Origin of the sequence: Sphingopyxis sp. (genome assembly GCF_035686825.1) — a bacterium.
GTDB lineage: Bacteria > Pseudomonadota > Alphaproteobacteria > Sphingomonadales > Sphingomonadaceae > Sphingopyxis.
In genome coordinates this window covers 631,582-652,362 of record NZ_DASRYZ010000006.1, presented here as the reverse complement: position 1 = coordinate 652,362, position 20,781 = coordinate 631,582, and the positions used below count along the sequence as shown (strand labels likewise).

The window sequence follows — 20,781 nt, the reverse complement described above, 5'->3', positions numbered from 1 at the left end:
CAAGCTGGCCCGCTGGACCTTGATCGGTACAGGGCTTATGGCGAAGAAGAATCCGTAGCGGCAGGCCCCGCCTGCAAGACTGACAGGGACAAGCCTAGACATGCCAATCGAACTGAAAATGCCCGCTCTCTCGCCGACGATGGAGGAGGGCACCCTCGCCAAATGGCTGGTGAAGGAGGGCGATACGGTCAAGTCGGGCGACCTGCTCGCCGAGATCGAGACCGACAAGGCGACGATGGAGTTCGAGGCGGTCGACGAAGGCACCATTGCGCAAATTCTCGTCGCCGAGGGTACCGACAATGTGAAGGTCGGCACCGTGATCGCGACGATCGCGAGCGAGGGTGAGGATGCGTCGAGCGCGAAGGCTGCACCGGCGCCTGCGCCCGCGCCCGCCGCCGAACCAAAGGCCGAGTCCAAGGCCGAAGCGCCGGCGCCGGCGCCGGCGCCCGCTGCGGCTCCTGCGCCGACCCCGGCACCTGCGCCGGCTGCCGCCCCCGCCGCATCGGGCGACCGCATCAAGGCGAGCCCGCTCGCCAAGCGTCTCGCCGCCGAACAGGGCATCGACCTCAAGGGCGTGACCGGCACCGGCCCGGGCGGCCGCATCGTCAAGGCCGACCTCGAAGGCGCCCCGGCGGGCGCCGCAGCCCCTGCGGCCGCAACCGCCGCGCCGGCCGCGGCCGCTCCGGCCCCGGCAGCCGCCGGCGCGATTCCCGATTTCGGCATCCCGCACGAGGACGAGAAGCTCAGCGGCATGCGCAAGACAATCGCGCGCCGGCTGAGCCAGTCGATGCAGGAATCCCCTCACATCTACCTGACCGTCGATATCCGCCTCGACGCGCTGCTCAAACTGCGCGGCGAACTCAACGCGAGCCTCGAAAGCCGCGGCGTCAAGCTCAGCGTCAACGACATGCTGATCAAGGCGCTCGCGGTCGCGCTCGAACGCGTGCCCGCCTGCAACGTCAGCTTCGGCGGCGATGTGATGCGCAAATACAGCCGCGCCGACATCTCGGTCGCGGTCAGCATCCCGGGCGGACTGATCACGCCGATCATCGTCGACGCGGGCGGCAAGTCGATGTCGAAGATTTCGACCGAAATGTCCGAACTCGCTGCCAAGGCGAAGGAAGGCAAGCTCCAGCCCAGCGAATATCAGGGCGGCACCGCCTCGATCTCGAACATGGGCATGATGGGGATCAAGCAGTTCACCGCGGTGATCAACCCGCCGCAGGCGATGATCATGGCAATCGGCGCGGGCGAGAAGCGGCCCTATGTCGTCGACGACGCGCTTGCGATCGCGACCGTCATGTCGGCGACCGGCAGCTTCGACCACCGCGCGATCGACGGCGCCGACGGCGCGCTGCTGATGAAGACCTTCAAGGAACTGGTGGAGAACCCGCTGGGGCTGGTGGCCTGAACAGGGAAGGGCGATGCGCTTCGTTCGACAGCTTCTGCATTGGCTGGTCGGACTGCTCGCGCTCGCCATTCTGGCCGCCACGGCCAGTTGGGTTTGGCCTGAAGATTCAAGGCAAATATGGTTTCTCGCCTATGCGGCTATAGCCGCTTCCGTGTTCTGGGAGTTGATCGACAAACTCCGGAGCCGGAATGGCGAACAAGGAGATAATTGTGGCTGACACCAACTACGACCTCATCGTTCTCGGCTCGGGGCCCGGCGGTTATGTCGCGGCGATCCGCGCGGCGCAGCTCGGGCTAAAGACGGCGATCGTCGAGCGCGAGAATCTCGGCGGCATCTGCCTCAACTGGGGCTGCATTCCCACGAAGGCGCTGCTGCGCTCGGCCGAAATCTATCACTATATGCAGCACGCGGGCGATTACGGCCTGATCGCGCAGCAGATCAGCGCCGATATCGACGCGGTGGTGAAGCGCAGCCGCGGGGTCGCCAAGCAGCTCAGCCAGGGCGTCGCCTTCCTGATGAAGAAGCACAAGATCACCGTCCATATGGGCGAGGGCAAGCTCGCGAGTCCGGGTAAGCTCGAGGTGAAGGGCGAGAAGGGCAGCGAGACCCTGACCGCGAAGAACATCATCGTCGCGACCGGCGCGCGCGCCCGCGACCTGCCGTTTGCGCCCGCCGATGGCAAGCGTATCTGGACCTATCGCCACGCGCTCGTCCCGCCCGAAATGCCAAAGAAACTGCTCGTCATCGGATCGGGCGCGATCGGGATCGAATTCGCGAGCTTCTACAGCGACATGGGCGCCGAAGTGACCGTCGTCGAAATGCTCGACCGGCTCGTGCCCGTCGAGGATGCCGACGTCTCGGCCTTCCTCGAAAAGGCGCTCAAGAAGCAGGGCATGACGATCCACACCGGCGCCGGGGTCGAAGAGCTGAAGGCGACGGCCAACGGCGTTTCGGCGAAGATCAAGGGCAAGGACGGGAAGGTCCAATCCGCCGAGTTCAGCCACGCGATCGTCGCGATCGGCATCGTTCCGAACACCGAGAATATCGGCCTCGAAGCGCTCGGCGTGAAGACGACCAAGGGGCATATCGACACCGACGCGATGTGCCGCACCAACGTCCCCGGCCTCTGGGCGATCGGCGACGTCACCGCGCCGCCGTGGCTCGCGCACAAGGCGATGCACGAATCGATCATCGCGGTCGAGGCGATCGCGGGCAACCACCCGCACGCGATGGACGTCCGCAACATCCCCGGCTGCACCTATTGCCGCCCGCAGATCGCCAGCGTCGGGCTGACCGAAGCCAAGGCGAAGGAGCTCGGTTACGAGGTGAAGGCGGGCACCTTCCCCTTCATTGGCAACGGCAAGGCGATCGCGCTGGGCGAGTCCGAAGGCTTCACCAAGACCGTGTTCGACGCCAAGACCGGCGAACTGCTGGGCGCGCACATGATCGGCGCCGAAGTCACCGAACTGATCCAGGGCTATACGATCGGCAAGACCGCCGAACTGGTCGAGGATGATTTCATCGGTACCGTCTTCCCGCACCCGACGCTCAGCGAGACGATGCACGAGGGCGTGCTCGCCGCGTTCGGACGTCCGCTGCATATCTAGGGCCAGGACCCGTTAATTGCGCGTTCGAGGTTTGAAGCGATTTTGCTCAGGGCTAGGAGGCGAGGCGTAGGAATATGTCAATATTTCAAGACTTGCCGACGAAGCCATGGGCAAAATCGGTCAAATCCCGAAGGGACGTCGAAATGGCTTCGATCTCGGGCCCGCGCGGCCTTGCGAGTAGCGGTGCTACCCGCTGCATCCACCCGAACCCGATATCTTCGCCATTTCGACGCCTCGAACGTGCGATTAACGGGTCCTGGCCCTAGGCGCGCTTGAACCCGTCGATCCTTCATTTCTCCCGGACGGGCAGCGTCCTCAAGGCGCTGTTCTTCCTGGGGATGGCGGCGATTGCTTTCGCCGTCGCCGGCCTGATGCACGCCGAGCGCGAGGCGCCGCCGCGGACCGTCCGCCTGCCCGATATCGAGCTGCCCGCGCCGGCGCCGCATCGCGACCCGCTGGCGCCGTTCAAGGCCCCGTTCCTGATGATCGCGGGCGGGGTTTGCCTCTTCTATGTCGGCCGGCACGGCCTCCGGGGCCTCACGCGCAGCGAGGCGGCGAAGATCGAAAACGGGGCCCTCCGCTTTCACCCGAGCTATGGCGCCCGGCCGAACCCGCTGCCGCTCGATGCCATCGCCGAGGCGCTTTTCGACCGCGCCGACCGGCTCCCGGGCGATGGCCCGGCATCGGCGAAGCTGGGCGCCCGCCTGCGGCACGGCCTTTACCTTCGCTACCGCGCCGATGGTTCGATGGAGGAAATACACTTGATCGACAATGACTTCGACGGCGGGGCGGAACAGTTGCGGCGTTTCGCAGCCCATCTGGACAGTTGGCGCCAATCGGCGGCGCGAACGGCACGGCGAGACTGGTCGTGACGCCGGTAGTGACGAGGACCCGCAACCAAAGGCAGGTGGCTGCCGCGATCGCGCTGATCCTTGCCGTCGTCGCGCTCGGCTTCGCCGTCGGTGCGGGCTGGACGCAGGATGCCGACTGGCAGGTGTCGCACCTGCTTTCGCTGCGCATCGACGAAAGCGACCCCGCCTTCATCGCCTTCATGCAAGGCGCAAGCTGGATCGGCGGCGGCACCCCGCGCTGGATCATCGTCATCCTGCTCTGCGCGCTCGTCTGGCACTGGTGCGGGCCGCGCTGCGCGGTCGCGCTCGGCGGCGCGTCGCTGCTTTCGAACCTCGCGTCGAGCTTGCTCAAACTCGGCTTCGGCCGCGCGCGGCCTGATCTGATCGACCATCTCGACCATCAGACGAGCTTCTCCTACCCCAGCGGCCACGCGACGAGCGCGGCGGTGGTCTATCTGCTCCTCGCCTGGCTCGCGCCGGCGCGCTGGCGGCCCTTCGCCTGGACGCTCGCCGTGGCAATGATCATCCTCAACGGCTTCTCGCGCATCATGCTCGGCGTTCACTGGGCGAGCGACATCGCGGGCGGCACGATGCTCGGCACCGCCTTCGCGCTGCTCGGCGCGTGGTGGGCCGGGCTTTCCTCTCGACAGACGGCGATCAACGGCTAACCTTGCGGCATGGCTCAAGGCACCCACGATTTCATTCCCGATCCGCGCAACGACGCGATCCTCATCAACGTCAACGGAACCCTCGTTCCCCGGGCGCAGGCAAGCGTATCGGTGTTCGACAGCGGTTTCATGCTCGGCGACGGCGTGTGGGAGGGTATTCGCGTCCACAAGGGGCGCATGGCATTCCTCGACCAGCATCTGGATCGGCTATGGGAAGGCGCGAAGGCGATCGCGATGGATATCGGGATCACGCGCGACGCGCTCGAACGGCGCCTTTACGACACGATCGACGCGAACGGCATGGACTATTGCCATATCCGCCTGATGGTGACGCGCGGCATTCGTTCGACGCCCTATCAGGACCCGCGTGTCGTCATCTCGCCCGCGACGATCGTGATCATCGCCGAGCACAAGGATCCGCTCCCCGCGACGGTCGAGAAGGGGCTGTCGCTTTTCACCGTCCATGTCCGGCGCGGTGACCCCGCGGTACAGGACCCCAAGCTCAATTCGCATTCGAAGCTCAATTGCATCACCGCGTGCATCCAGGCGGCACAGGCCGGCGCCGACGAGGCGCTGATGCTCGACCCGCACGGCTTCGTCGCGACGTGCAATTCGACCCATTTTTTCATCGTGCGCGGGGGCGAGGTGTGGACGTCGAGCGGCGATTACTGCCTCGGCGGCATCACGCGCGGCAATGTCATCCGTATCTGCCGCGAAAACGGCATTCCGGTCTATGAGAAGAATTTCTCGCTCACCGACGTCTATGGTGCCGAGGAGGCGTTCGTCACCGGCACCTTCGCCGGCGTCGTACCCGCGCACACGGTCGACGGGCGTAAGCTGACCGAGGGCAGGGGGGCGATGGTGGAGCGATTGCAAACCCTCTACAAGGCGCTGATCGAGCGCGACATCGCGGAGCAGTCGCGGTCGTGAGCGAGTGCGTTCGCATCGCAATGTGGTCGGGGCCGCGCAACCTCTCCACCGCGATGATGCGCAGTTTCGGCAGCCGCACCGACAGCTTCGTCAGCGACGAGCCCTTTTATGGCGCGTACCTTAAGGAAACCGGCGATCCGCAGCCGATGATGGACGCGGTCATGGCGTCGATGGACTGCGACTGGGATGGCGTCGCGCGCAGCATGACCGGCGCCTGTCCGACGGGCGCAAAGCTCTGGTACCAGAAGCATATGGCGCACCACATGGTCGGCCCGATCGCCTATGACGATCTTCCCGGCCTGCGCCACGCCTTCCTGATCCGCGACCCCGCGCGCGTGATCGCGAGCTATGCGGCAAAGCGCGTTGCGGTGCGCCCCGATCACCTCGGCACCGCGAAGCAGGTCGAATTTTTCGACCGCGAGGCCGACCGGCTTGGCCACGCGCCGCCGGTGATCGACAGCGCCGACATATTGCACGATCCGTCGGCGATGCTGCAGAAATTGTGCGCGGCGCTCGACATCGCATGGGACCCCGCGATGCTGCGCTGGAAAGCCGGGATTCACGACACGGATGGCGTCTGGGCCTCGCACTGGTACGATGCCGTCGCGTCGAGTACGGGATTCGGTCCGCCCGACAAACCGCAACCCGAACTGACGGCGGAGGGGCGGGCGGTCGCCGATGCCTGCCGTCCCGGTTACGACTATCTGGCACGACATAAAATCACCGCCGCGTGAAAATTCTGCTGTCCTATTAAGTCCCGTTTTGCCATCTATTTTGCGGGCACTGAAAAGGGGCGGGAAAAACATGCAATCGCGAGTGAAGTTCGGCAGTTTTCTGCGGGGAATCATCTTTGTCTCGACGACGCTGGCGGGAGCCGCCGCGCTCCCGGTGCGGGCGCAGGACGGTGCCGGCCAGACCGTCATCACCGCCGCGCGTTACGTCGATGTGCTGACCGGCAAGACGGTCGACAATCCCGCGATCTTCGTCGGCGCCGACGGCCGCATCACGAACATCGCCGACGCGCGCACGGTGCGCTGGGGATCGAACGTCAAACATGTCGACCTCGGCGACAAGACGCTGCTGCCGGGGCTAATCGATATGCACGTCCATCTTGATGGTCCCGCCGACATCGGCGGCTATCGCGGGCTCGAATTCACCGACAGCTTCTGGGGCATGACCGCGGTCAAGAATGCGAACGACATGCTCGGCGCGGGCTTCACGACGGTGCGCAACGTCGGGTCGAGCGACCGCAACGATATCGGGCTCAAGCAGGCGATCGACGCGGGCTATGCCACCGGCCCGCGCATCGTCCCCGCTGGCTATGCGCTCGGCGCGACCGGCGGTCATTGCGACAGCACTTACCTGCCGCCCAGCCTCGAGAAGAAGGACGGCAAGGAAGAGGGCATCGGTGATACGCCCGACGAGCTTCGCTATCAGGTCCGCCGCCAGCGCAAATATGGCGCCGAGGTGATCAAGGTCTGCGCGACCGGCGGCGTCTTTTCGCGCAACACCGAGCCGGGTCAGTTGCAGGTCTCCGAAAAGGAACTCGCCGCCATCGCCGACGAGGCGCATCAATGGGGGCTGCGCGTCGCCGCCCACGCGCATGGCGCCGAGGGCATCCGCGCCGCGATCGCCGCAGGAATCGATACGATCGAACATGTCAGCCTGGTCGACGACGAGGGCATCCGCATGGCGGTGGCGCGCAAGCGGCCGGTGTGGTTCTCGATGGATATCTACAACACCGAATATACCCAGGCCGAAGGCGCGAAGAACGGCGTGCTCGAGGACAATCTGCGCAAGGACCGCGAGATCGCGCAGATCCAGCGCGACAATTTCCGCAAAGCGGTGAAGGCGGGCGTGCGCATGGTGTTCGGCTCCGACGCCGGGGTGATGCCGCACGGCGACGTCGGCAAGCAGTTCCGCGTCATGGTCGATTACGGCATGACCCCGCTGCAAGCGATCCAGGCTGCGACCAAGAGCGCCGCCGAGGCGCTCGGCCGCGAGCAGGACGTCGGTGCGATCGCGGTCGGGCGCTATGCCGACATCGTCGCGGTCGACGGCGACCCACTCGCCGACGTGCGCCAGCTCGAAAGCGTCGACGCGGTGGTCCAGGGAGGGGTGCTGGTGAGGGGCGAATAGACCCCTAGACCACCAGCCGGTCGAGCATCGCTTCGCGCATTTCGGGGGTGAAGTTCAGCACCGCCTCGGCATAGGTCGGGATATCGCCATGGTCGCGGCGCACTGTGGCGAGCGCGGCGTCGAGATAGGAAGGGTTGACCGACATCAGCGCGCGGATCGCATCGTCATGGATTTCGGCGCCATAGCGCGAACGGATATGCGCAGCGCCCTGTGCGATGCGTTCCTCGATCTTGCCCGCGGTGTTGGTGAGCAGATAATCGTGCATCAGATCATCCTCATGGACGCCGAGCAGCCGGTGGACGATCGCAACCGCAAAGCCGGTGCGATCCTTGCCCGCGACGCAGTGGACGAGGCTGGGCGCATCATATTCGGACAGCGCGGCGAGATAGAGCCGCAGTGTCGCGACGAGCGCGGGGCGATAGGGCATCCCGGCATAGGTATCGATCATCCGCTCGCGCGCCGTCGCGACGTCGATCGTCCCGCCCGCCGCCTGCAGATGCGGCGCGAGGCCTGCGGTCACGCCGCCCGCGAACAGCACACGCGCCGAGAAATTGTCCGAGCGCCGGCACGGATGAAGTTCGCGCTCGTCGTCACCGCGGAGGTCGACGACCGTCTCGAGCCCCAGCGCGTCGAGCGCCGTCAGATCCTCGTCGGTCGCCGCCTCGTGATGCGCCGAACGCCACAGCATCCCGTCGCGCAGCCGCCCGTTGCCATCGACGGCGTACCCGCCATAGTCGCGGAAATTATGGATGCCGGACAGCGGCAGGACACGCTCGGCGAGCATGGTCATTCTCCTGTAAACATGGGGGGACGCTTTTCGACGAACGCATTGATCGCCTCGCGGTTATCCGCGGTTTCATGGACGATCGCCTGATAGGCTGCGCTCAATTCCAAAATATCGCTCATCCGGCTGTGCTGCGCTTCGCGCAGCAAACGCTTCGTCAGACGCAGCGCGCGGGGCGGGTTGCAGACGATCCGCTCGGCGATGGCGATCGCACGGTCGAGCAGATCCGCATCGGGCACGACGTCCGTCACCAGACCATATTCCTTTGCCTGCACCGCGTCAAAGCGGTCGCCGGTCAGGAAAAGTTCGGCGGCGCGCGGATAGCCGAGCACCTTCTGGAGCAGCCAGGCGCCGCCGTCGCCGGGGACGATCCCGACCTTGATAAAGCTGCACGCGAACTTCGCGCTTTCGGCGGCGATGCGGATATCGCAGGTGCAGGCAAGGTCGCAGCCGAGCCCGATCGCATGGCCGTTGACCGCGGCGATCATCGGCACCTCGCAGTCCATCAGCGCGCGGATCACCGCCTGCACCCCCTTGCGGTAATTGGCGCGCGTGGAATCGGGCTGGTCGAGCACGCCGATGCCGGTGCGGTCCTGCATGCCTTTCAGGTTCCCGCCGGCGCTGAACGCCTTGCCGCTGCCGGTCAGGATGATCGCGCTGACGCCGCGGTCGTCGCCGAGGGTGCGCAGCGTGTCGATGATGTCCTGACAATCCTCGTGAGTGCCGATCGCATTCATGCTTTCGGGCTTGATCATCGTCAGGATCGCGATCTTGCCCCGCCGCTCGACACTCAAAAATTCGCCCATCTTCAATTATCCTTTGCTGCCTAACCAAAGCTATTGCATGGCTGGTACGACATGCAAGGCTTTGCGCTCTATCCGTTCGATCCGCCCGGCGATGTTGCGGCACTGCGCACCGATTTACGGGCTTGGCTTGCGATGAACCAGCCGACCGGCGATGTCGTGGCACGAGCGAATTGCTGGGCGAGCTTCGATGCGGATTTCAGCCGTGCGCTCGGCGCCGCGGGTTACATCGGCATGACGCTGCCCGCGCAATATGGCGGCGGCGACCGGCATCCGCTCGAACGCTATGTCGTGATCGAGGAATTGCTCGCGGCGGGGGCCCCGGTCGGCGCGCACTGGATCGCGGACCGGCAGACGGGGCCGCTGATCCTGCGCTATGGCAGCGAGGAACAGCGGCAGCGTTACCTGCCCGGCATTGCGAAAGGCGAACTCTACGCCTGCATCGGCCTTTCCGAACCCGGCGCCGGTTCGGACCTCGCCGCCGTGCGAACGACAGCGCGCGAGACCGCCGACGGCTGGCGCATCAACGGCCAGAAAATCTGGACCACCGGCGCGCATTTCTCACACATCATGCTCGCGCTCGTTCGCACCGAAGAAGGCAGCGAGCGCAATGCAGGGCTCAGCCAGTTGCTGATCGACCTCGACACCCCCGGCATCACGATCCGCCCGATCATAGACATGGCGGGGCATCATGATTTCAACGAAGTCTTCTTCGACGACGTCCTCGTCCCGCACGGCGCCCTGGTCGGCGAGCGCGGGCAGGGATGGAAACAGGTTACCGCCGAACTCGGCCTCGAGCGATCGGGCCCTGAACGCTATCTGTCGAGCCACGCGCTGCTGGTCGCGTTGATCGATGCGGCGGGGCCCGCCCCCGATCCGGCGGTCGCGGGTCTGATCGGCGAACTCACCGCCGAAATGTGGACGCTCCGCCAGCTCTCGATGTCGACCGCGGCGAAGCTCGCGGCGGGCGAGGATCCGATGGTCGAGGCGTCGGTGGTCAAGGAACTGGGCAATGCCTTCGAACAGGATATGCCGCGCCGCGTGCAGGCGATCGTGACTTGCGGCTGGGACGATCCCGACGATCTCGCGAAACTGCTCCGCGCGTTGCTCATCGCGTCGCCGAGCTTTTCACTGCGCGGCGGGACGCGCGAAGTGATCCGCGGGATCATCGCACGCGGGCTGGGCCTTCGGTGAGCGCGGCGCGCGACATGCTGTGCGATACCGCGCGCGCGGTGTTCGTCGATGCCGCGGCCGCTGGCATCGCGCCGGTCGAAGAGGCTGGTTTCGGCCTGCTGCTCGTTCCCGAGGAAGACGGCGGCTTCGGCGGCGACTGGGGCGACGTGAACGCCGTGCTGCAAATTGCGGGCGTGATTGTGCCCGATCTGCCGATTGCCGAAACCATTTTACCCGGCACCGGTGAGGTCCTGTGCGCGGCCGCGACCGTCAGCCTGATGGCGGGCGCGATGGGGCAGGCGCTGGCCCTGTCGATCGACCATGTGAACATGCGCCAGCAATTCGGTCGCCCGCTCGGCAAGTTCCAGGCGGTGCAGCAATCGCTCGCCGTGATGGCGTGCGAGGTGCGCGCGGTCGATGCGGCGGCGGCGGCGCTAGCGGCGCGCCTCGACGCGGTGGATCTCGATCCGTCGGCCGCCGGCTTCGAAATTGCTGCGGCGAAGCTTCGCGCCAATCGCGCGGTCGGCGTCGTCACCGCCGTCGCACATCAGGTCCATGGTGCGATCGGTTTTACCGAGGAATATGACCTCCACCGCGTGACGATCCCGCTGATGCGCTGGCGCGGCACGCACGGCAACGACGCCCATTGGGCGCAAATTCTCGGGCGTCAGGTCGCCGGCTTCGGCGGGCGCGGCCTGTGGGAAGCGATGGCCGCGCGCGGTGCTTGAGCCCTAACGGACCGCGCCGCCTTCGCGCAGCGCCGCAATCTTGTCGGCGTCATAACCGAGCCCTGCCAGCACGGCATCGCCATCGCCGCCAACGGCGGGTGCCGGGCGCGGCGTGTCGTTGACCGTTGCCGAATATCGCGGCGCGGGGGCAGGCTGGGTCGCGCCGCCCACGGTCAGGAAGGTCTCGCGCTCGACATTGTGCGGATGCTGCGGCGCTTCGTCCAGCGACAGGATCGGCGCGAAGCAGACGTCGGTCATTTCCATGATCGCGCACCATTCGTCGCGCGTCTTGGTCTGGAACAGCGCGGTCAGCTTGTCCTTGAGCGGTCCCCATTTTGATGGGTCCATCTGCGCGTCGAAGTCGGGGTCGTCGGTCAGCCCAGTCTTGTCGCGCAGCAGCGCATAGAATTGCGGCTCGATCGACCCGATCGAGATGAACTTGCCGTCGGCGCAGACATAGGAGTCATAGAAATGCGCCGCGCCGTCGAGCATGTTGACGCCCGCCTCGTCCTTCAGCCTGCCCGAGGCGAGGAAGCCCCACGTCATGCCGGCAAGCAAAGCCGAGCCGTCGGTCATCGCGCAGTCGATTACCTGCCCCTCGCCGGTACGCGCGGCGTGGACAAGCGCGCTCGACATGCCGAAGGCGAGCATCATGCCGCCGCCGCCGAAGTCGCCGACATAATTGACCGGCGGCACCGGCTTTTCGCCCGCGCGGCCGATGCCGTGGAGGACGCCCGACAGCGAGATATAGTTGATGTCGTGACCCGCCGCCTGCGCATAGGGGCCGAATTGACCCCAGCCGGTCATGCGGCCGTAAACGAGCTTCGGATTGTCGGCGAGCAGCACCTCGGGCCCGAGCCCGAGCCGTTCCATCACGCCGGGGCGATAGCCCTCGATGATCCCGTCGGCGCTCTTGCACAGCTCGCGCGCGATGCGGACCGCGTCAGGATTCTTCATGTCGAGTGCGATCGAGGTGCGGTTACGGCTCAGCGGGTCGCGCGGGTCCATGAAGCCGCCGGGGCGATCGATACGGATCACCTCGGCGCCATGGTCGGCGAGCATCATGCCGCAGAAGGGACCCGGACCGATGCCGGCAAATTCGATGATCCTGATACCCTTCAACGGCCCGGCCATGATGCTCTCCTGTGCCTTAAATGCGTTCGATGATGATCGCGGGCGCCATGCCGCCGGCGGCGCACATGGTGACGAGGCCATAGCGGCCGCCCGAGCGTTCGAGCTCGTCGAGCGCGGTGCCGATCAGGATCGATCCCGTGGCGCCGATCGGATGGCCGAGCGCCATCGCGCCGCCGTTGATGTTCACCTTCTCACGGGGCAAGTCGAGGTCGCGAATGAACTTCTCGGCGACGACCGAGAAAGCTTCGTTGATTTCCCAGACGTCGATATCTTCCTTTTTGAGCCCCGCCTTTTCGAGCACCTTCTTCGCCGCCGGAACGGGAGCGTTGAGCATCAGCGTCGGATCGTCGCCGATATTGGCATAGGCGACGACGCGCGCACGCGGCTTCAGGCCATGCTTGTCGGCATAGTCCTTCGACGTGAGGAGCAGCGCCGCCGCACCGTCCACGACGCCCGACGAGTTGCCGGCATGGTGGAAATGCTGGATTTCGAGATCGGGATAGCGGCGGTTGACCTGCTTCCTAAAGGTGAAGCCGCCGCCCATGTCGAAATCGGCGAGGCCGGCGAAGCTCGGTTTCAGCGCCGCTAGTCCCTCCGCGGTGGTTTCGGGGCGGGGGAACTCCTCACGGTCGAGCGCGACGCTGCCGTCGGGATTGTGCACGGGCACGACCGATTTGGCGAAGCGGCCTTCCTTGATCGCGCGGTCGGCGCGCTGCTGGCTGACGAGCGCGAGTGCGTCGAGATCCTCGCGGCTGATGCCCTCGATCGTCGCGATCGCGTCGCCGCAAATTCCCTGGTGCGATTGCGGGTGAAGCTCGTCGAGCGCTTCGTGGCCCGAACCCATCAGGCGTGGCGGCAGGCCGGCGTTCGCCTGTTCGGCGGCATGGGCGGTCGTGTAGCTCATCATCTCGGTGCCGCCCGCGATGACGCAGTCTTCCATACCGCTCATCACGCTCGCCGCAGCGAAGTTCACCGAGCTGATGCCGCCGCCACAGAAACGGTCGAGCGTCGTGCCCGATGCCTTGGTGTCATAACCCGCCGACAGCGCCGCCATGCGGCCGAGGTCGCCGCCCTGCTTGCCGTTCTGCGACGAGGTCGACCAGACGATGTCGTCGACCGTCGCGGTGTCGAGATTGTTGCGGTCGCGGATCGCGGCGAGGACGGTCGCGGCGAGATGCTGGGGGTGGAGGTGCGACAGCGCGCCCTTGCCGGGTTTGCCGATCCCGCGCGGGGTGCGGACGGCGTCGATGATATAGGCTTCGGCCATGGGAAATTCCTTTCGTCGGGAGAGATTAACGGGGGGCCATGCGGATCGCGCCATCGAGGCGGACCGCTTGGCCGTTGAAATAATTGTTGCGGACCATTTCCATCGCGAGGCTCGCATATTCCTCGGCCTTGCCGAGCCGCTTGGGGAAGGGGACCGAGGCTTCGAGGCTTTCCTTCACCTTCGGGTTCATATTGCCGAGCAGCGGCGTGCCGAACACGCCGGGCATGATCGAGTTCACGCGGATGCCGAGGTCCATCAGGTCGCGCGCCATCGGCAGGACGAGGCCGTTCACGCCCGCCTTGGCCGAGCCGTAGATGACCTGTCCGATCTGTGCGTCCTGCGCGGCGACCGAGGCGGTGAAGATGATCGCGCCGCGCTCGCCGTCTTCCATTTCGGGGAGCGTCGCCATGCCTTCGGCGGCGATCGAACCGATGCGATAGCTCGCGGTCAAAATGCCCGCGACGCCATAGGCGTAATCCTCGGTCGGGGTGCGACGGAAGCTGCCCGTTTCCTTGTCATAGGCGAGCGTCTTGCCGCGGCGCGAGGTCATCGCGCAGTGGACGCACACGCGCTCCTGCCCATGCGCCGCGCGCGCCTTGGCATAGCCGTCGAGGACCGATTGCTCGTCGGTGATATCGACATGCACGAACAGCCCGCCGATCGACGCCGCGACCTCTTCGCCGAGCGCGTCGTTGATGTCGAAGATCGCGACCTTCACCCCCGACGCGGCCAGCGCGTCAGCGGTTGCGCGGCCGAGGCCCGATGCGCCGCCGGTCACCACGGCCGATATGCTGGAATCGATTTTCATGGGGAGGCTCCTCAGGCGGGGATCTGGTTGAAGGGGATGCCCTTGTCGGGCCGATGGTCCTGCGGCAGGCCGAGGATGCGCTCGGCGATCGTGTTGAGCAAAGTCTCGTCCGATCCGCCCGCGATGCGGCCCGTCGGTGCGTTGATCCAGCTCGACGCCCAGTCGTCCTTGGGCGAGGCATGCTCGTCAAAGAGGAAGGCGCCCGTTCCCTGCAGGTCGAGCGCGAGCTCGGAGAGCTTCTGGCGCGAACGCACCGCGACGAGCTTGTTGAGCGACCCTTCGGGACCCGGCGTCATGCCTGCCTGCATCATCAGCCGCGCGCGGCGGTTGATCGAGTCGAGGCCGGCGCGCATCGCATGGTTGCGCGCGATCTGCTGGCGGATGCGGCCATCCTCGATCGCGGGGCGGCCGTTCAGCTTCACCTCCTTCGCAAGCTCGACGAACAGGTCGAGATGCGGCCCGAATCCCGCGCTGTCGGTCGCGACATAGCGCTCGATCATCAGCGTCGCGAGCGCGACAGCGAAGCCGCCGCCGACCGGCGACATGCGATGGTCGTCGCTGATCTTCACATCGTCGAAGAATACTTCGTTGACGTGAGAGTCGCCGCCCGCGAGCTTGATCGGGCGCACCGTCACGCCCGGCGCCCTCATGTCGACCCAGAAGTAAGTGAGACCCTTGTGCTTCGCGACCGTGGGATCGGTGCGCACGACGATGACGCCATAGTCGCTATATTGCGCCCAGCTCGTCCAGACCTTCTGCCCGTTGATCTTCCAGCCGTTGCCGTCGGTCTCGGCACGGGTACGCAAGCCGGCGAGGTCGGTGCCGCCCGAGGGTTCCGAAAAGAGCTGGCACCAGATTTCCTCGCCCTGCAGCGCCTTGAGCACGCGTTCCTTCACGAACTCGCGGTCGCTGCCGAACTGCATCAGCACCGGCACCGGCATACCGAGCGAGATACCGAAATAGACGTTGGGGAAGCCGTGCTTCATCTCCTCGCCCTCGAAGCTGATCTTCTCGATATGGCCGAGCCCCTGGCCGCCGAGGTCGATCGGCCAGTTGATCCCGGCGTAACCGGCGTCGAACTTCGCCTTCTGATAGCGGCGGCCGAGTGCGAGATCCTCCTCGACGCTCAGCCCCTTGCGTGCCGCTTTGCCGAACGCGGGCACCATCGATTCGCACCAGGCTGCGGCCTTGGCGCGGTAAGTTCCGAGATCGGTCATGCGCCTGCTCCTGCCAGCCGGTCGACGAGTATATCTTCCCAGAAGAAGCTGCTCCCTTGCTCGAGCGCGAGCGTACGCGAGCGGCGCATGTGGAGGTGCAGCCCGATCTCCCACGTCACGCCGATGCCGCCGTGAATCTGGACGCAGTCGCGCGCCGCGGTGTCATAAGCCTCGGTGGCCGAGAGGCGCGCGGCGGCGGCGGCGGTGATGAAATCATCCTGCCCCTCGCGCGCCGCGGCGTGAATCGCATTGGCGCGCGCGAGTTCCACAAAACCATAGAGCTCGGCGATGCGATGCTTGATCGACTGGAATGCGCCGATCGGCTGGCCGAACGCCTTGCGTGTCAGCGCATAGTCGCGTGCGATCTCCATCAGCGCCTCGGCGCCGCCGGTCTGTTCATGCGCGGTCACGACCGCTTGCAGCGCGAGGATGTTGAGCGCCGCGGCGCGGGCGGCGTCGCCGGTCACCAGCGTTTCCGCCTGCGCGCCGGCGAACAGCAGGTCGGCGATACAACGGCTGTTGTCGAAGCTGTCGACCGCCTTGCGCTCGGTCCCGGTGAGGTCGACGATCGCCAGCACCGGCGAACCGCCTTCACTGACGAGCGCGATGGCGATATCGGCGAAGAGCCCGCCCGAAACGCCGACCGCGGTTCCTTCGACCTGACCGGCATTCAGCCTAACCGGCGGCGCGGCGGGCAGGGGATCGGGCCCCTGCGCGAAAGCGATGGCGCCGATCGTCTCACCACTCGCAAGCCCCGGAAGCCAGCGCGTCTTTTGCTCGTCGCTGCCGTAAAGTTCGATGGCCTTCGCCGCGCCAAAGCTCGACGTCAGGAACGGCGCGCCGCTCAGCGACCGGCCGGCCTGATGCGCGATCAGCCCGAGTTCGACGAGGCCGAGATCAAGCCCGCCATAGTCTTCGGAAAGCGCGAGCGCGGTCCAGCCCTGTTCCTTCGCCGTGGCCCAGAAGCCCTCATGATATTTGCCGCTGATCTGGAGCAAGGGGAGCAGATCATCCTTGCTGACCCGCGCTTCGATCGCGCGCCGCGACTCGGTCGCGATCGCCTGCTGTCCTTCGTCGTACAAGATCGACATCGGCCTGATTCCTCTACCTACCGTTTCCGGTCATCATCCGGACGTTAACGTAAACGTCAAGCGTTTTGACGCTACGTTTCGACGACCGTCAACTGGCATGCCCGTCAGGCGAGCCCGGCTTTCCAGTCACGCTTAATCTTCTTCGCCAAGCTCCATTTATGGACCTCGGTCGGGCCGTCGTAGATGCGGAAGGCGCGGACCTCGCGGAACACCTGTTCGACGATCGTCTTGTCGGTGACCCCGGTGCCGCCCATCACCTGCACGCAGCGGTCGGCGATGCGCATCAGCGCTTCGGACACAGCGACCTTCGCCATCGAGCTTTCGACGGTGCCGAGCGATCCGGTGTCGAGCACCCCCGCGCACCAGTCGATCATCAACTCGGCCTGTTTCAGGTCGATCATATTTTCGGCGAGCATGAAGCCGACACCCTCATGATCGATCAGCGGCTTGCCGAACGCTTCGCGGCGATTGGCATAGTCGGTCGCGATCTCGTGCGCGCGAATGCACGCGCCGAGCCAGCGCATGCAGTGCGACAAGCGGGCAGGGGAGAGGCGGACCTGTGCGTAACGAAAGCCTTCGCCGGCCTCGCCGAGCATCTGGTCGGCGGGAACGCGCAGATTGTCGATCGTCAGCGTCGCATGACCGCCGGGCATCGAGCTGTCGATCGTATTGGGCACATGGTCGATGCGGATCGCGGGGTCGGGCAGGTCGATCAGGAACATGCACGCGCCTTCATCCGCCTTCGCCATCACGATGCCGACGCGCGCGCCTTGGGCGCCGGTGATGAAGGTCTTGCGGCCGTTGATTACCCAGTGATTGCCGTCGGGACGGCAGGTCGTCTTCATCATCGATGGGTCGGAACCGGCACCGCCCTCGTCGGCGGGCTCGGTCATGAAGAAGGCCGAGCGGACGCGCCCCTCGACCATCGGTTCCAGAAAGCGCTCTTTGAGTTCCGGGCTGCCCTCCTTGCCGAGCAGATACATATTGCCCTCGTCGGGCGCCATCGTGTTGCACGCGAGCGGGCCGAGCGGCGACAGCCCGCTTTTGATGAGGACGACCGCGGCCTCGCGCTGATTGAGGTGACTGCCGTCGGACAGGATATGCGGCGTCAGCACGCCGGCCGCGCGGGCATGTTCGCGCATCTCCATCACCAGCTCGTCGGTCGGCGCCCCATGATGGTCGCGGCGCGGATCGCTTTCATAGGGAACGACGGTTTCGCGGACGAAGCTTTCGACCTTTTCGGCAATGGCGCGCGCCCGTTCCGATATGCCTTCGTGCGTCGCCATTCCGATTCCCTTCGCTATCTAACTTTCTTTCTAGTCAACCCGACGTTGACGTAAGCGTCAAGTTATTTCATGGACCGGAACGAAGATGCCGTAAGGGCAGGACCGCTGAGGAGAGATCGATATGGCTTTCAAGACACGCATCACCGAAATGCTGGGTATCGAGCATCCGATTGTCCAGGGCGGGATGCAGAGCGTCGGCTACGCCGAACTCGCGAGCGCGGTGTCGAACGCCGGCGGCCTCGGCATCATCACCGCGCTGACCCAGCCGAGCCCCGAGGCACTGCGCGAGGAAATCGAAAAATGCCGGTCGATGACCGACAAGCCGTTCGGCGTGAACCTGACGGTGTTCCCAACGATCAACGCGCCCGACTACAAAGCCTATGCGCAGGCGATCATCGACGGCGGGGTCAAGATCGTCGAGACCGCGGGCACGCAGGCGGTGCGCGAGATATGGGAGATGCTCAAGCCCCACGGCGTCACCATCCTCCACAAATGCACCGCGGTGCGGCATGCGTTGTCGGCAGAGCGCGCAGGCTGCGATATCATCTCGATCGATGGCTTCGAATGCGCAGGCCATCCGGGCGAGGATGATATTCCGGGCCTGATCCTGATCCCGGCGGCCGCCGACAAGGTGAAGATACCGATGCTCGCGAGCGGAGGTTTCGGCGACGGGCGCGGCCTCGTCGCAGCGCTGTCGCTCGGCGCCGAGGGCATCAACATGGGCACGCGCTTCTGCGCAACGGTAGAGGCGCCGATCCACGACAATGTGAAGCAGGCCTATGTCGAGAATGACGAGCGCGGCAGCTTCCTGATCTTCCGCAGCCTCAAGAACACCGCGCGCGTCGGCAAGAGCGCGGTGAGCGAAGAGGTCGTGCGCCGCCTCGCGGTTCCCGACGCGACCTTCGCCGACGTCGCCGAACTGGTGAACGGCAAGGCGGGGCGCGAACTGCTCGAGACCGGCGACCTTTCGAAGGGCGTCTTCTGGGCGGGGATGGTGCAGGGGCTCATCCACGACATCCCGACCTGCAAGGAGCTAATCGACCGGATCATGACGGAAGCCGACGCGATCGTCGATCAGCGGCTGGCCTCGCTGCGCGCCTGATGCGCCCAAAGGCTGACCTTCGCCGCTGGCGCGCCGCGACGGCTTTCGATATGATCCGATTCTTCGCAATTTGATCGTATCGAAGCCCGCTGGCGTCCGCGCCCGCCGGCGCGGCAAGGGGGATGTTTGAGCCTCATCGAATATAAGGGTTTCGGCGGTGTTCGCCTCGCGGCCGATCTGCTGGGCGACGAGAACGACCCCGCGGTGTTGCTGGTCCCCGGCATCGGGCAGGGCCGCGCCGGGTGGCGCGAGGTCGCCGACGCGCTCGTGCTGTCGGGGCGGCGCGTCGTGAACCTCGGTCTGCGCGACGAACAGCAGTTGGCGCCGCATGTCGAGGATCTCCGCCTGGTGCTGGCGCAGATGGGGTCGCGCCCCGTCGTGGTCGCCGCAGCCAACGGCGGATGGGTCGCCGCGCGCGCGCTAGCGCTCGACGGTGCCCACCTTGCCGCCGGGCTGGTCGTTGTCGACATGCCTGCCGACGAGGGGGCGATCGCCGACGGTCTTGCCGACCGCGTCGCGGTTCCCACCCTCGTGATACGCGGCGGTTTCTCGCCCGCGCAAAGCAGCGCGACCGGCGATGCCTTCAGCGCCGCGCTACCGATGGGCGAGAGCGCCGACATCGACGATTGCGACCTCGCGCTTGCATCGGACCGGAAAGAGGCGCTGCTCGGGCAACTCCTCGAATTTCTCGAGCGTCGTCAGCCGCGCGAGGCGATGGAGTTCAAGGCGGGGTCCGACCCGCGCACCCTGCGCGACGCGATGGGCTGCTTCGCGACCGGAATCACGATCGTCACCGCGCTCGACGCGGCGGGAACGCCGGTCGGATTGACCGCGAACAGCTTCACCTCGGTCTCGCTCGAGCCGCCGCTGCTGCTCGTGTGCATCGCCAACACGGCGGGAACCGCGCCGATACTGCGCGACGCGGCGCATTTCGGGGTCAATGTCCTGCAAATCGGCCAGCAGCCGACGTCGAACCGCTTCGCCGCGAAGGGCGAAGACCGGTTCGCCAACCAGCCGTGGGCGCCCGGTCAAACCGGCGTGCCGCTGCTCGGCGGCTCGCTCGTGTCGTTCGAATGCCAACGCGAATCGCTCCACGAAGCGGGCGACCATTTCATCCTCGTCGGCCGTGTGGTCCGCGCGCAGTTCGAACCGCACCGCGACCCCTTGCTCTATTTTCGCGGGAAATATCGGCGGTTGCATTTCGCCTGATGGCGGACAGGGTGGGATTCACTTTGCGGGAAACTTGGTGCGAAATTCTCGGAGATTTAATCTGTATGTGGGGGCCCGATACCCCCGCCGATACCCCCAAAAGGGAGGGCCTATTGCATCGCCTCATATCGACCTTGGCGTGCGATCAATCCCGGCTAGTCGTTAGGGTCGGTAGGTTCAACTTGCCCGGCGTCGAGAGTCGACAATTTTTCCGGTGGACGAACGATAAAAGGAACACCCAGCCTCTCGGCGATCTTGCGCAGAGACGTATATGCTGTCTTTCGACGGTTCGGCGGGATCTTTGTCATACGAATCGTCATATGTCTTCGATGAGTTGACCGCCCACGCTACTTAGTCATTTGTTGACCTAACGATGATATCGGGCTGGATATGGAGGCTGAACGCGATGCCATTTATTACGAACAGCTAGCTCGCGTCGCCCGCCTGAAAGCGAGCGCGACCGACGATTCGTTTCTGGCGGTCCGACTTCGCGAGGCAGCGATCAGGCACGAACGAATGGCCCGGAAGCTTCGCCGCGATTCAGCATGATGAGCGAGGGGACGTGGGGCGGCT

The 20,781-nt window shown here is 65.6% G+C and carries 19 protein-coding genes; 11 read left to right on the top strand and 8 right to left on the bottom strand.

What is annotated here, in order from left to right; translation table 11 throughout:
- Positions 1-100: 100 nt before the first annotated feature.
- The 7 genes from VFG17_RS16645 (at position 101) to VFG17_RS16615 (ending at position 7,606) form a co-directional block, all read left to right on the top strand.
- Positions 101-1,411: a pyruvate dehydrogenase complex dihydrolipoamide acetyltransferase gene (locus tag VFG17_RS16645; RefSeq protein ID WP_325030474.1), complete on the top strand. Its 1,311-nt coding sequence runs from the start codon at positions 101-103 to the stop codon at positions 1,409-1,411.
- A 209-nt stretch (positions 1,412-1,620) separates the two neighbouring features.
- Complete coding sequence (gene lpdA / locus VFG17_RS16640) at positions 1,621-3,018, top strand: dihydrolipoyl dehydrogenase (protein ID WP_325030473.1); 1,398 nt, start codon at positions 1,621-1,623, stop codon at positions 3,016-3,018.
- A 272-nt stretch (positions 3,019-3,290) separates the two neighbouring features.
- A complete protein-coding gene (locus VFG17_RS16635; protein WP_325030472.1) occupies positions 3,291-3,890 on the top strand; it encodes a hypothetical protein in 600 nt (199 codons plus the stop codon).
- A gap of 35 nt (positions 3,891-3,925) precedes the next feature.
- The gene (locus tag VFG17_RS16630; protein WP_325030471.1) at positions 3,926-4,537 is read left to right on the top strand and encodes a phosphatase PAP2 family protein; all 612 of its coding nucleotides are present in this window, start codon (positions 3,926-3,928) and stop codon (positions 4,535-4,537) included.
- Between the two features lie 9 nt (positions 4,538-4,546).
- A complete protein-coding gene (locus VFG17_RS16625; protein WP_325030470.1) occupies positions 4,547-5,467 on the top strand; it encodes an aminotransferase class IV in 921 nt (306 codons plus the stop codon).
- Entirely contained in the window at positions 5,464-6,201 is a 738-nt protein-coding gene (locus tag VFG17_RS16620; RefSeq protein WP_325030469.1) for an HAD family hydrolase, read from the top strand. Before VFG17_RS16625 ends, VFG17_RS16620 begins: the two co-directional genes overlap by 4 nt.
- A 70-nt stretch (positions 6,202-6,271) precedes the next feature.
- Positions 6,272-7,606, top strand: a complete 1,335-nt coding sequence (locus VFG17_RS16615) for a metal-dependent hydrolase family protein (RefSeq protein ID WP_325030468.1) — start codon at positions 6,272-6,274, stop codon at positions 7,604-7,606.
- 4 nt (positions 7,607-7,610) lie between these two features.
- On the opposite strand, the gene VFG17_RS16610 is transcribed toward VFG17_RS16615, so the two are convergent.
- Together VFG17_RS16610 and VFG17_RS16605 are read right to left on the bottom strand one after the other, a co-directional pair.
- A complete protein-coding gene (locus VFG17_RS16610) occupies positions 7,611-8,396 on the bottom strand; it encodes a tyrosine-protein phosphatase (RefSeq protein WP_325030467.1) in 786 nt (261 codons plus the stop codon).
- Entirely contained in the window at positions 8,393-9,196 is an 804-nt protein-coding gene (locus VFG17_RS16605) for a crotonase/enoyl-CoA hydratase family protein (RefSeq protein ID WP_325030466.1), read from the bottom strand. The genes VFG17_RS16610 and VFG17_RS16605 overlap by 4 nt, the downstream gene beginning before the upstream one ends.
- A gap of 51 nt (positions 9,197-9,247) precedes the next feature.
- Here VFG17_RS16605 and VFG17_RS16600 point away from each other — a divergent pair, with 51 nt between their 5' ends.
- On the top strand, positions 9,248-10,387 hold the full coding sequence (locus tag VFG17_RS16600; protein WP_325030465.1) for an acyl-CoA dehydrogenase family protein: 1,140 nt from the start codon (positions 9,248-9,250) through the stop codon (positions 10,385-10,387).
- Complete coding sequence (locus tag VFG17_RS16595) at positions 10,384-11,094, top strand: acyl-CoA dehydrogenase family protein (RefSeq protein ID WP_325030464.1); 711 nt, start codon at positions 10,384-10,386, stop codon at positions 11,092-11,094. The genes VFG17_RS16600 and VFG17_RS16595 overlap by 4 nt, the downstream gene beginning before the upstream one ends.
- A gap of 3 nt (positions 11,095-11,097) precedes the next feature.
- Here VFG17_RS16595 and VFG17_RS16590 read toward each other — a convergent pair whose 3' ends face one another.
- The 6 genes from VFG17_RS16590 to VFG17_RS16565 form a co-directional block, all read right to left on the bottom strand.
- On the bottom strand, positions 11,098-12,228 hold the full coding sequence (locus VFG17_RS16590; RefSeq protein WP_325030463.1) for a CaiB/BaiF CoA-transferase family protein: 1,131 nt from the start codon (positions 12,226-12,228) through the stop codon (positions 11,098-11,100).
- A gap of 16 nt (positions 12,229-12,244) precedes the next feature.
- Complete coding sequence (locus tag VFG17_RS16585; protein ID WP_325030462.1) at positions 12,245-13,495, bottom strand: acetyl-CoA C-acetyltransferase; 1,251 nt, start codon at positions 13,493-13,495, stop codon at positions 12,245-12,247.
- Positions 13,496-13,520: 25 nt separating this feature from the next.
- The gene (locus tag VFG17_RS16580; RefSeq protein WP_325030461.1) at positions 13,521-14,303 is read right to left on the bottom strand and encodes an SDR family NAD(P)-dependent oxidoreductase; all 783 of its coding nucleotides are present in this window, start codon (positions 14,301-14,303) and stop codon (positions 13,521-13,523) included.
- A gap of 11 nt (positions 14,304-14,314) precedes the next feature.
- Positions 14,315-15,520, bottom strand: a complete 1,206-nt coding sequence (locus VFG17_RS16575; protein ID WP_325030460.1) for an acyl-CoA dehydrogenase family protein — start codon at positions 15,518-15,520, stop codon at positions 14,315-14,317.
- Positions 15,517-16,611, bottom strand: coding sequence for an acyl-CoA dehydrogenase family protein (locus VFG17_RS16570; protein ID WP_325030459.1), 1,095 nt, complete (start codon positions 16,609-16,611; stop codon positions 15,517-15,519). Before VFG17_RS16570 ends, VFG17_RS16575 begins: the two co-directional genes overlap by 4 nt.
- A 104-nt stretch (positions 16,612-16,715) precedes the next feature.
- Entirely contained in the window at positions 16,716-17,897 is a 1,182-nt protein-coding gene (locus tag VFG17_RS16565) for an acyl-CoA dehydrogenase (protein WP_325030458.1), read from the bottom strand.
- A gap of 121 nt (positions 17,898-18,018) precedes the next feature.
- Here VFG17_RS16565 and VFG17_RS16560 point away from each other — a divergent pair, with 121 nt between their 5' ends.
- Together VFG17_RS16560 and VFG17_RS16555 are read left to right on the top strand one after the other, a co-directional pair.
- Complete coding sequence (locus VFG17_RS16560; protein WP_325030457.1) at positions 18,019-18,999, top strand: nitronate monooxygenase family protein; 981 nt, start codon at positions 18,019-18,021, stop codon at positions 18,997-18,999.
- Positions 19,000-19,125: 126 nt separating this feature from the next.
- Positions 19,126-20,208, top strand: coding sequence for a flavin reductase (locus tag VFG17_RS16555; RefSeq protein WP_325030456.1), 1,083 nt, complete (start codon positions 19,126-19,128; stop codon positions 20,206-20,208).
- Positions 20,209-20,781: the final 573 nt, after the last annotated feature.

Coding starts and splice junctions, on each gene's coding strand:
- VFG17_RS16585 (WP_325030462.1), bottom strand. CDS start 13,495: ATGGCCGAAGCCTATATCATCGACGCCGTCCGCACCCCGCGCGGGATC.
- VFG17_RS16625 (WP_325030470.1), top strand. CDS start 4,547: ATGGCTCAAGGCACCCACGATTTCATTCCCGATCCGCGCAACGACGCG.
- VFG17_RS16570 (WP_325030459.1), bottom strand. CDS start 16,611: ATGTCGATCTTGTACGACGAAGGACAGCAGGCGATCGCGACCGAGTCG.
- VFG17_RS16600 (WP_325030465.1), top strand. CDS start 9,248: ATGCAAGGCTTTGCGCTCTATCCGTTCGATCCGCCCGGCGATGTTGCG.
- VFG17_RS16565 (WP_325030458.1), bottom strand. CDS start 17,897: ATGGCGACGCACGAAGGCATATCGGAACGGGCGCGCGCCATTGCCGAA.
- VFG17_RS16605 (WP_325030466.1), bottom strand. CDS start 9,196: ATGGGCGAATTTTTGAGTGTCGAGCGGCGGGGCAAGATCGCGATCCTG.
- VFG17_RS16590 (WP_325030463.1), bottom strand. CDS start 12,228: ATGGCCGGGCCGTTGAAGGGTATCAGGATCATCGAATTTGCCGGCATC.
- VFG17_RS16610 (WP_325030467.1), bottom strand. CDS start 8,396: ATGACCATGCTCGCCGAGCGTGTCCTGCCGCTGTCCGGCATCCATAAT.
- VFG17_RS16560 (WP_325030457.1), top strand. CDS start 18,019: ATGGCTTTCAAGACACGCATCACCGAAATGCTGGGTATCGAGCATCCG.
- VFG17_RS16615 (WP_325030468.1), top strand. CDS start 6,272: ATGCAATCGCGAGTGAAGTTCGGCAGTTTTCTGCGGGGAATCATCTTT.
- VFG17_RS16575 (WP_325030460.1), bottom strand. CDS start 15,520: ATGACCGATCTCGGAACTTACCGCGCCAAGGCCGCAGCCTGGTGCGAA.
- VFG17_RS16645 (WP_325030474.1), top strand. CDS start 101: ATGCCAATCGAACTGAAAATGCCCGCTCTCTCGCCGACGATGGAGGAG.
- VFG17_RS16580 (WP_325030461.1), bottom strand. CDS start 14,303: ATGAAAATCGATTCCAGCATATCGGCCGTGGTGACCGGCGGCGCATCG.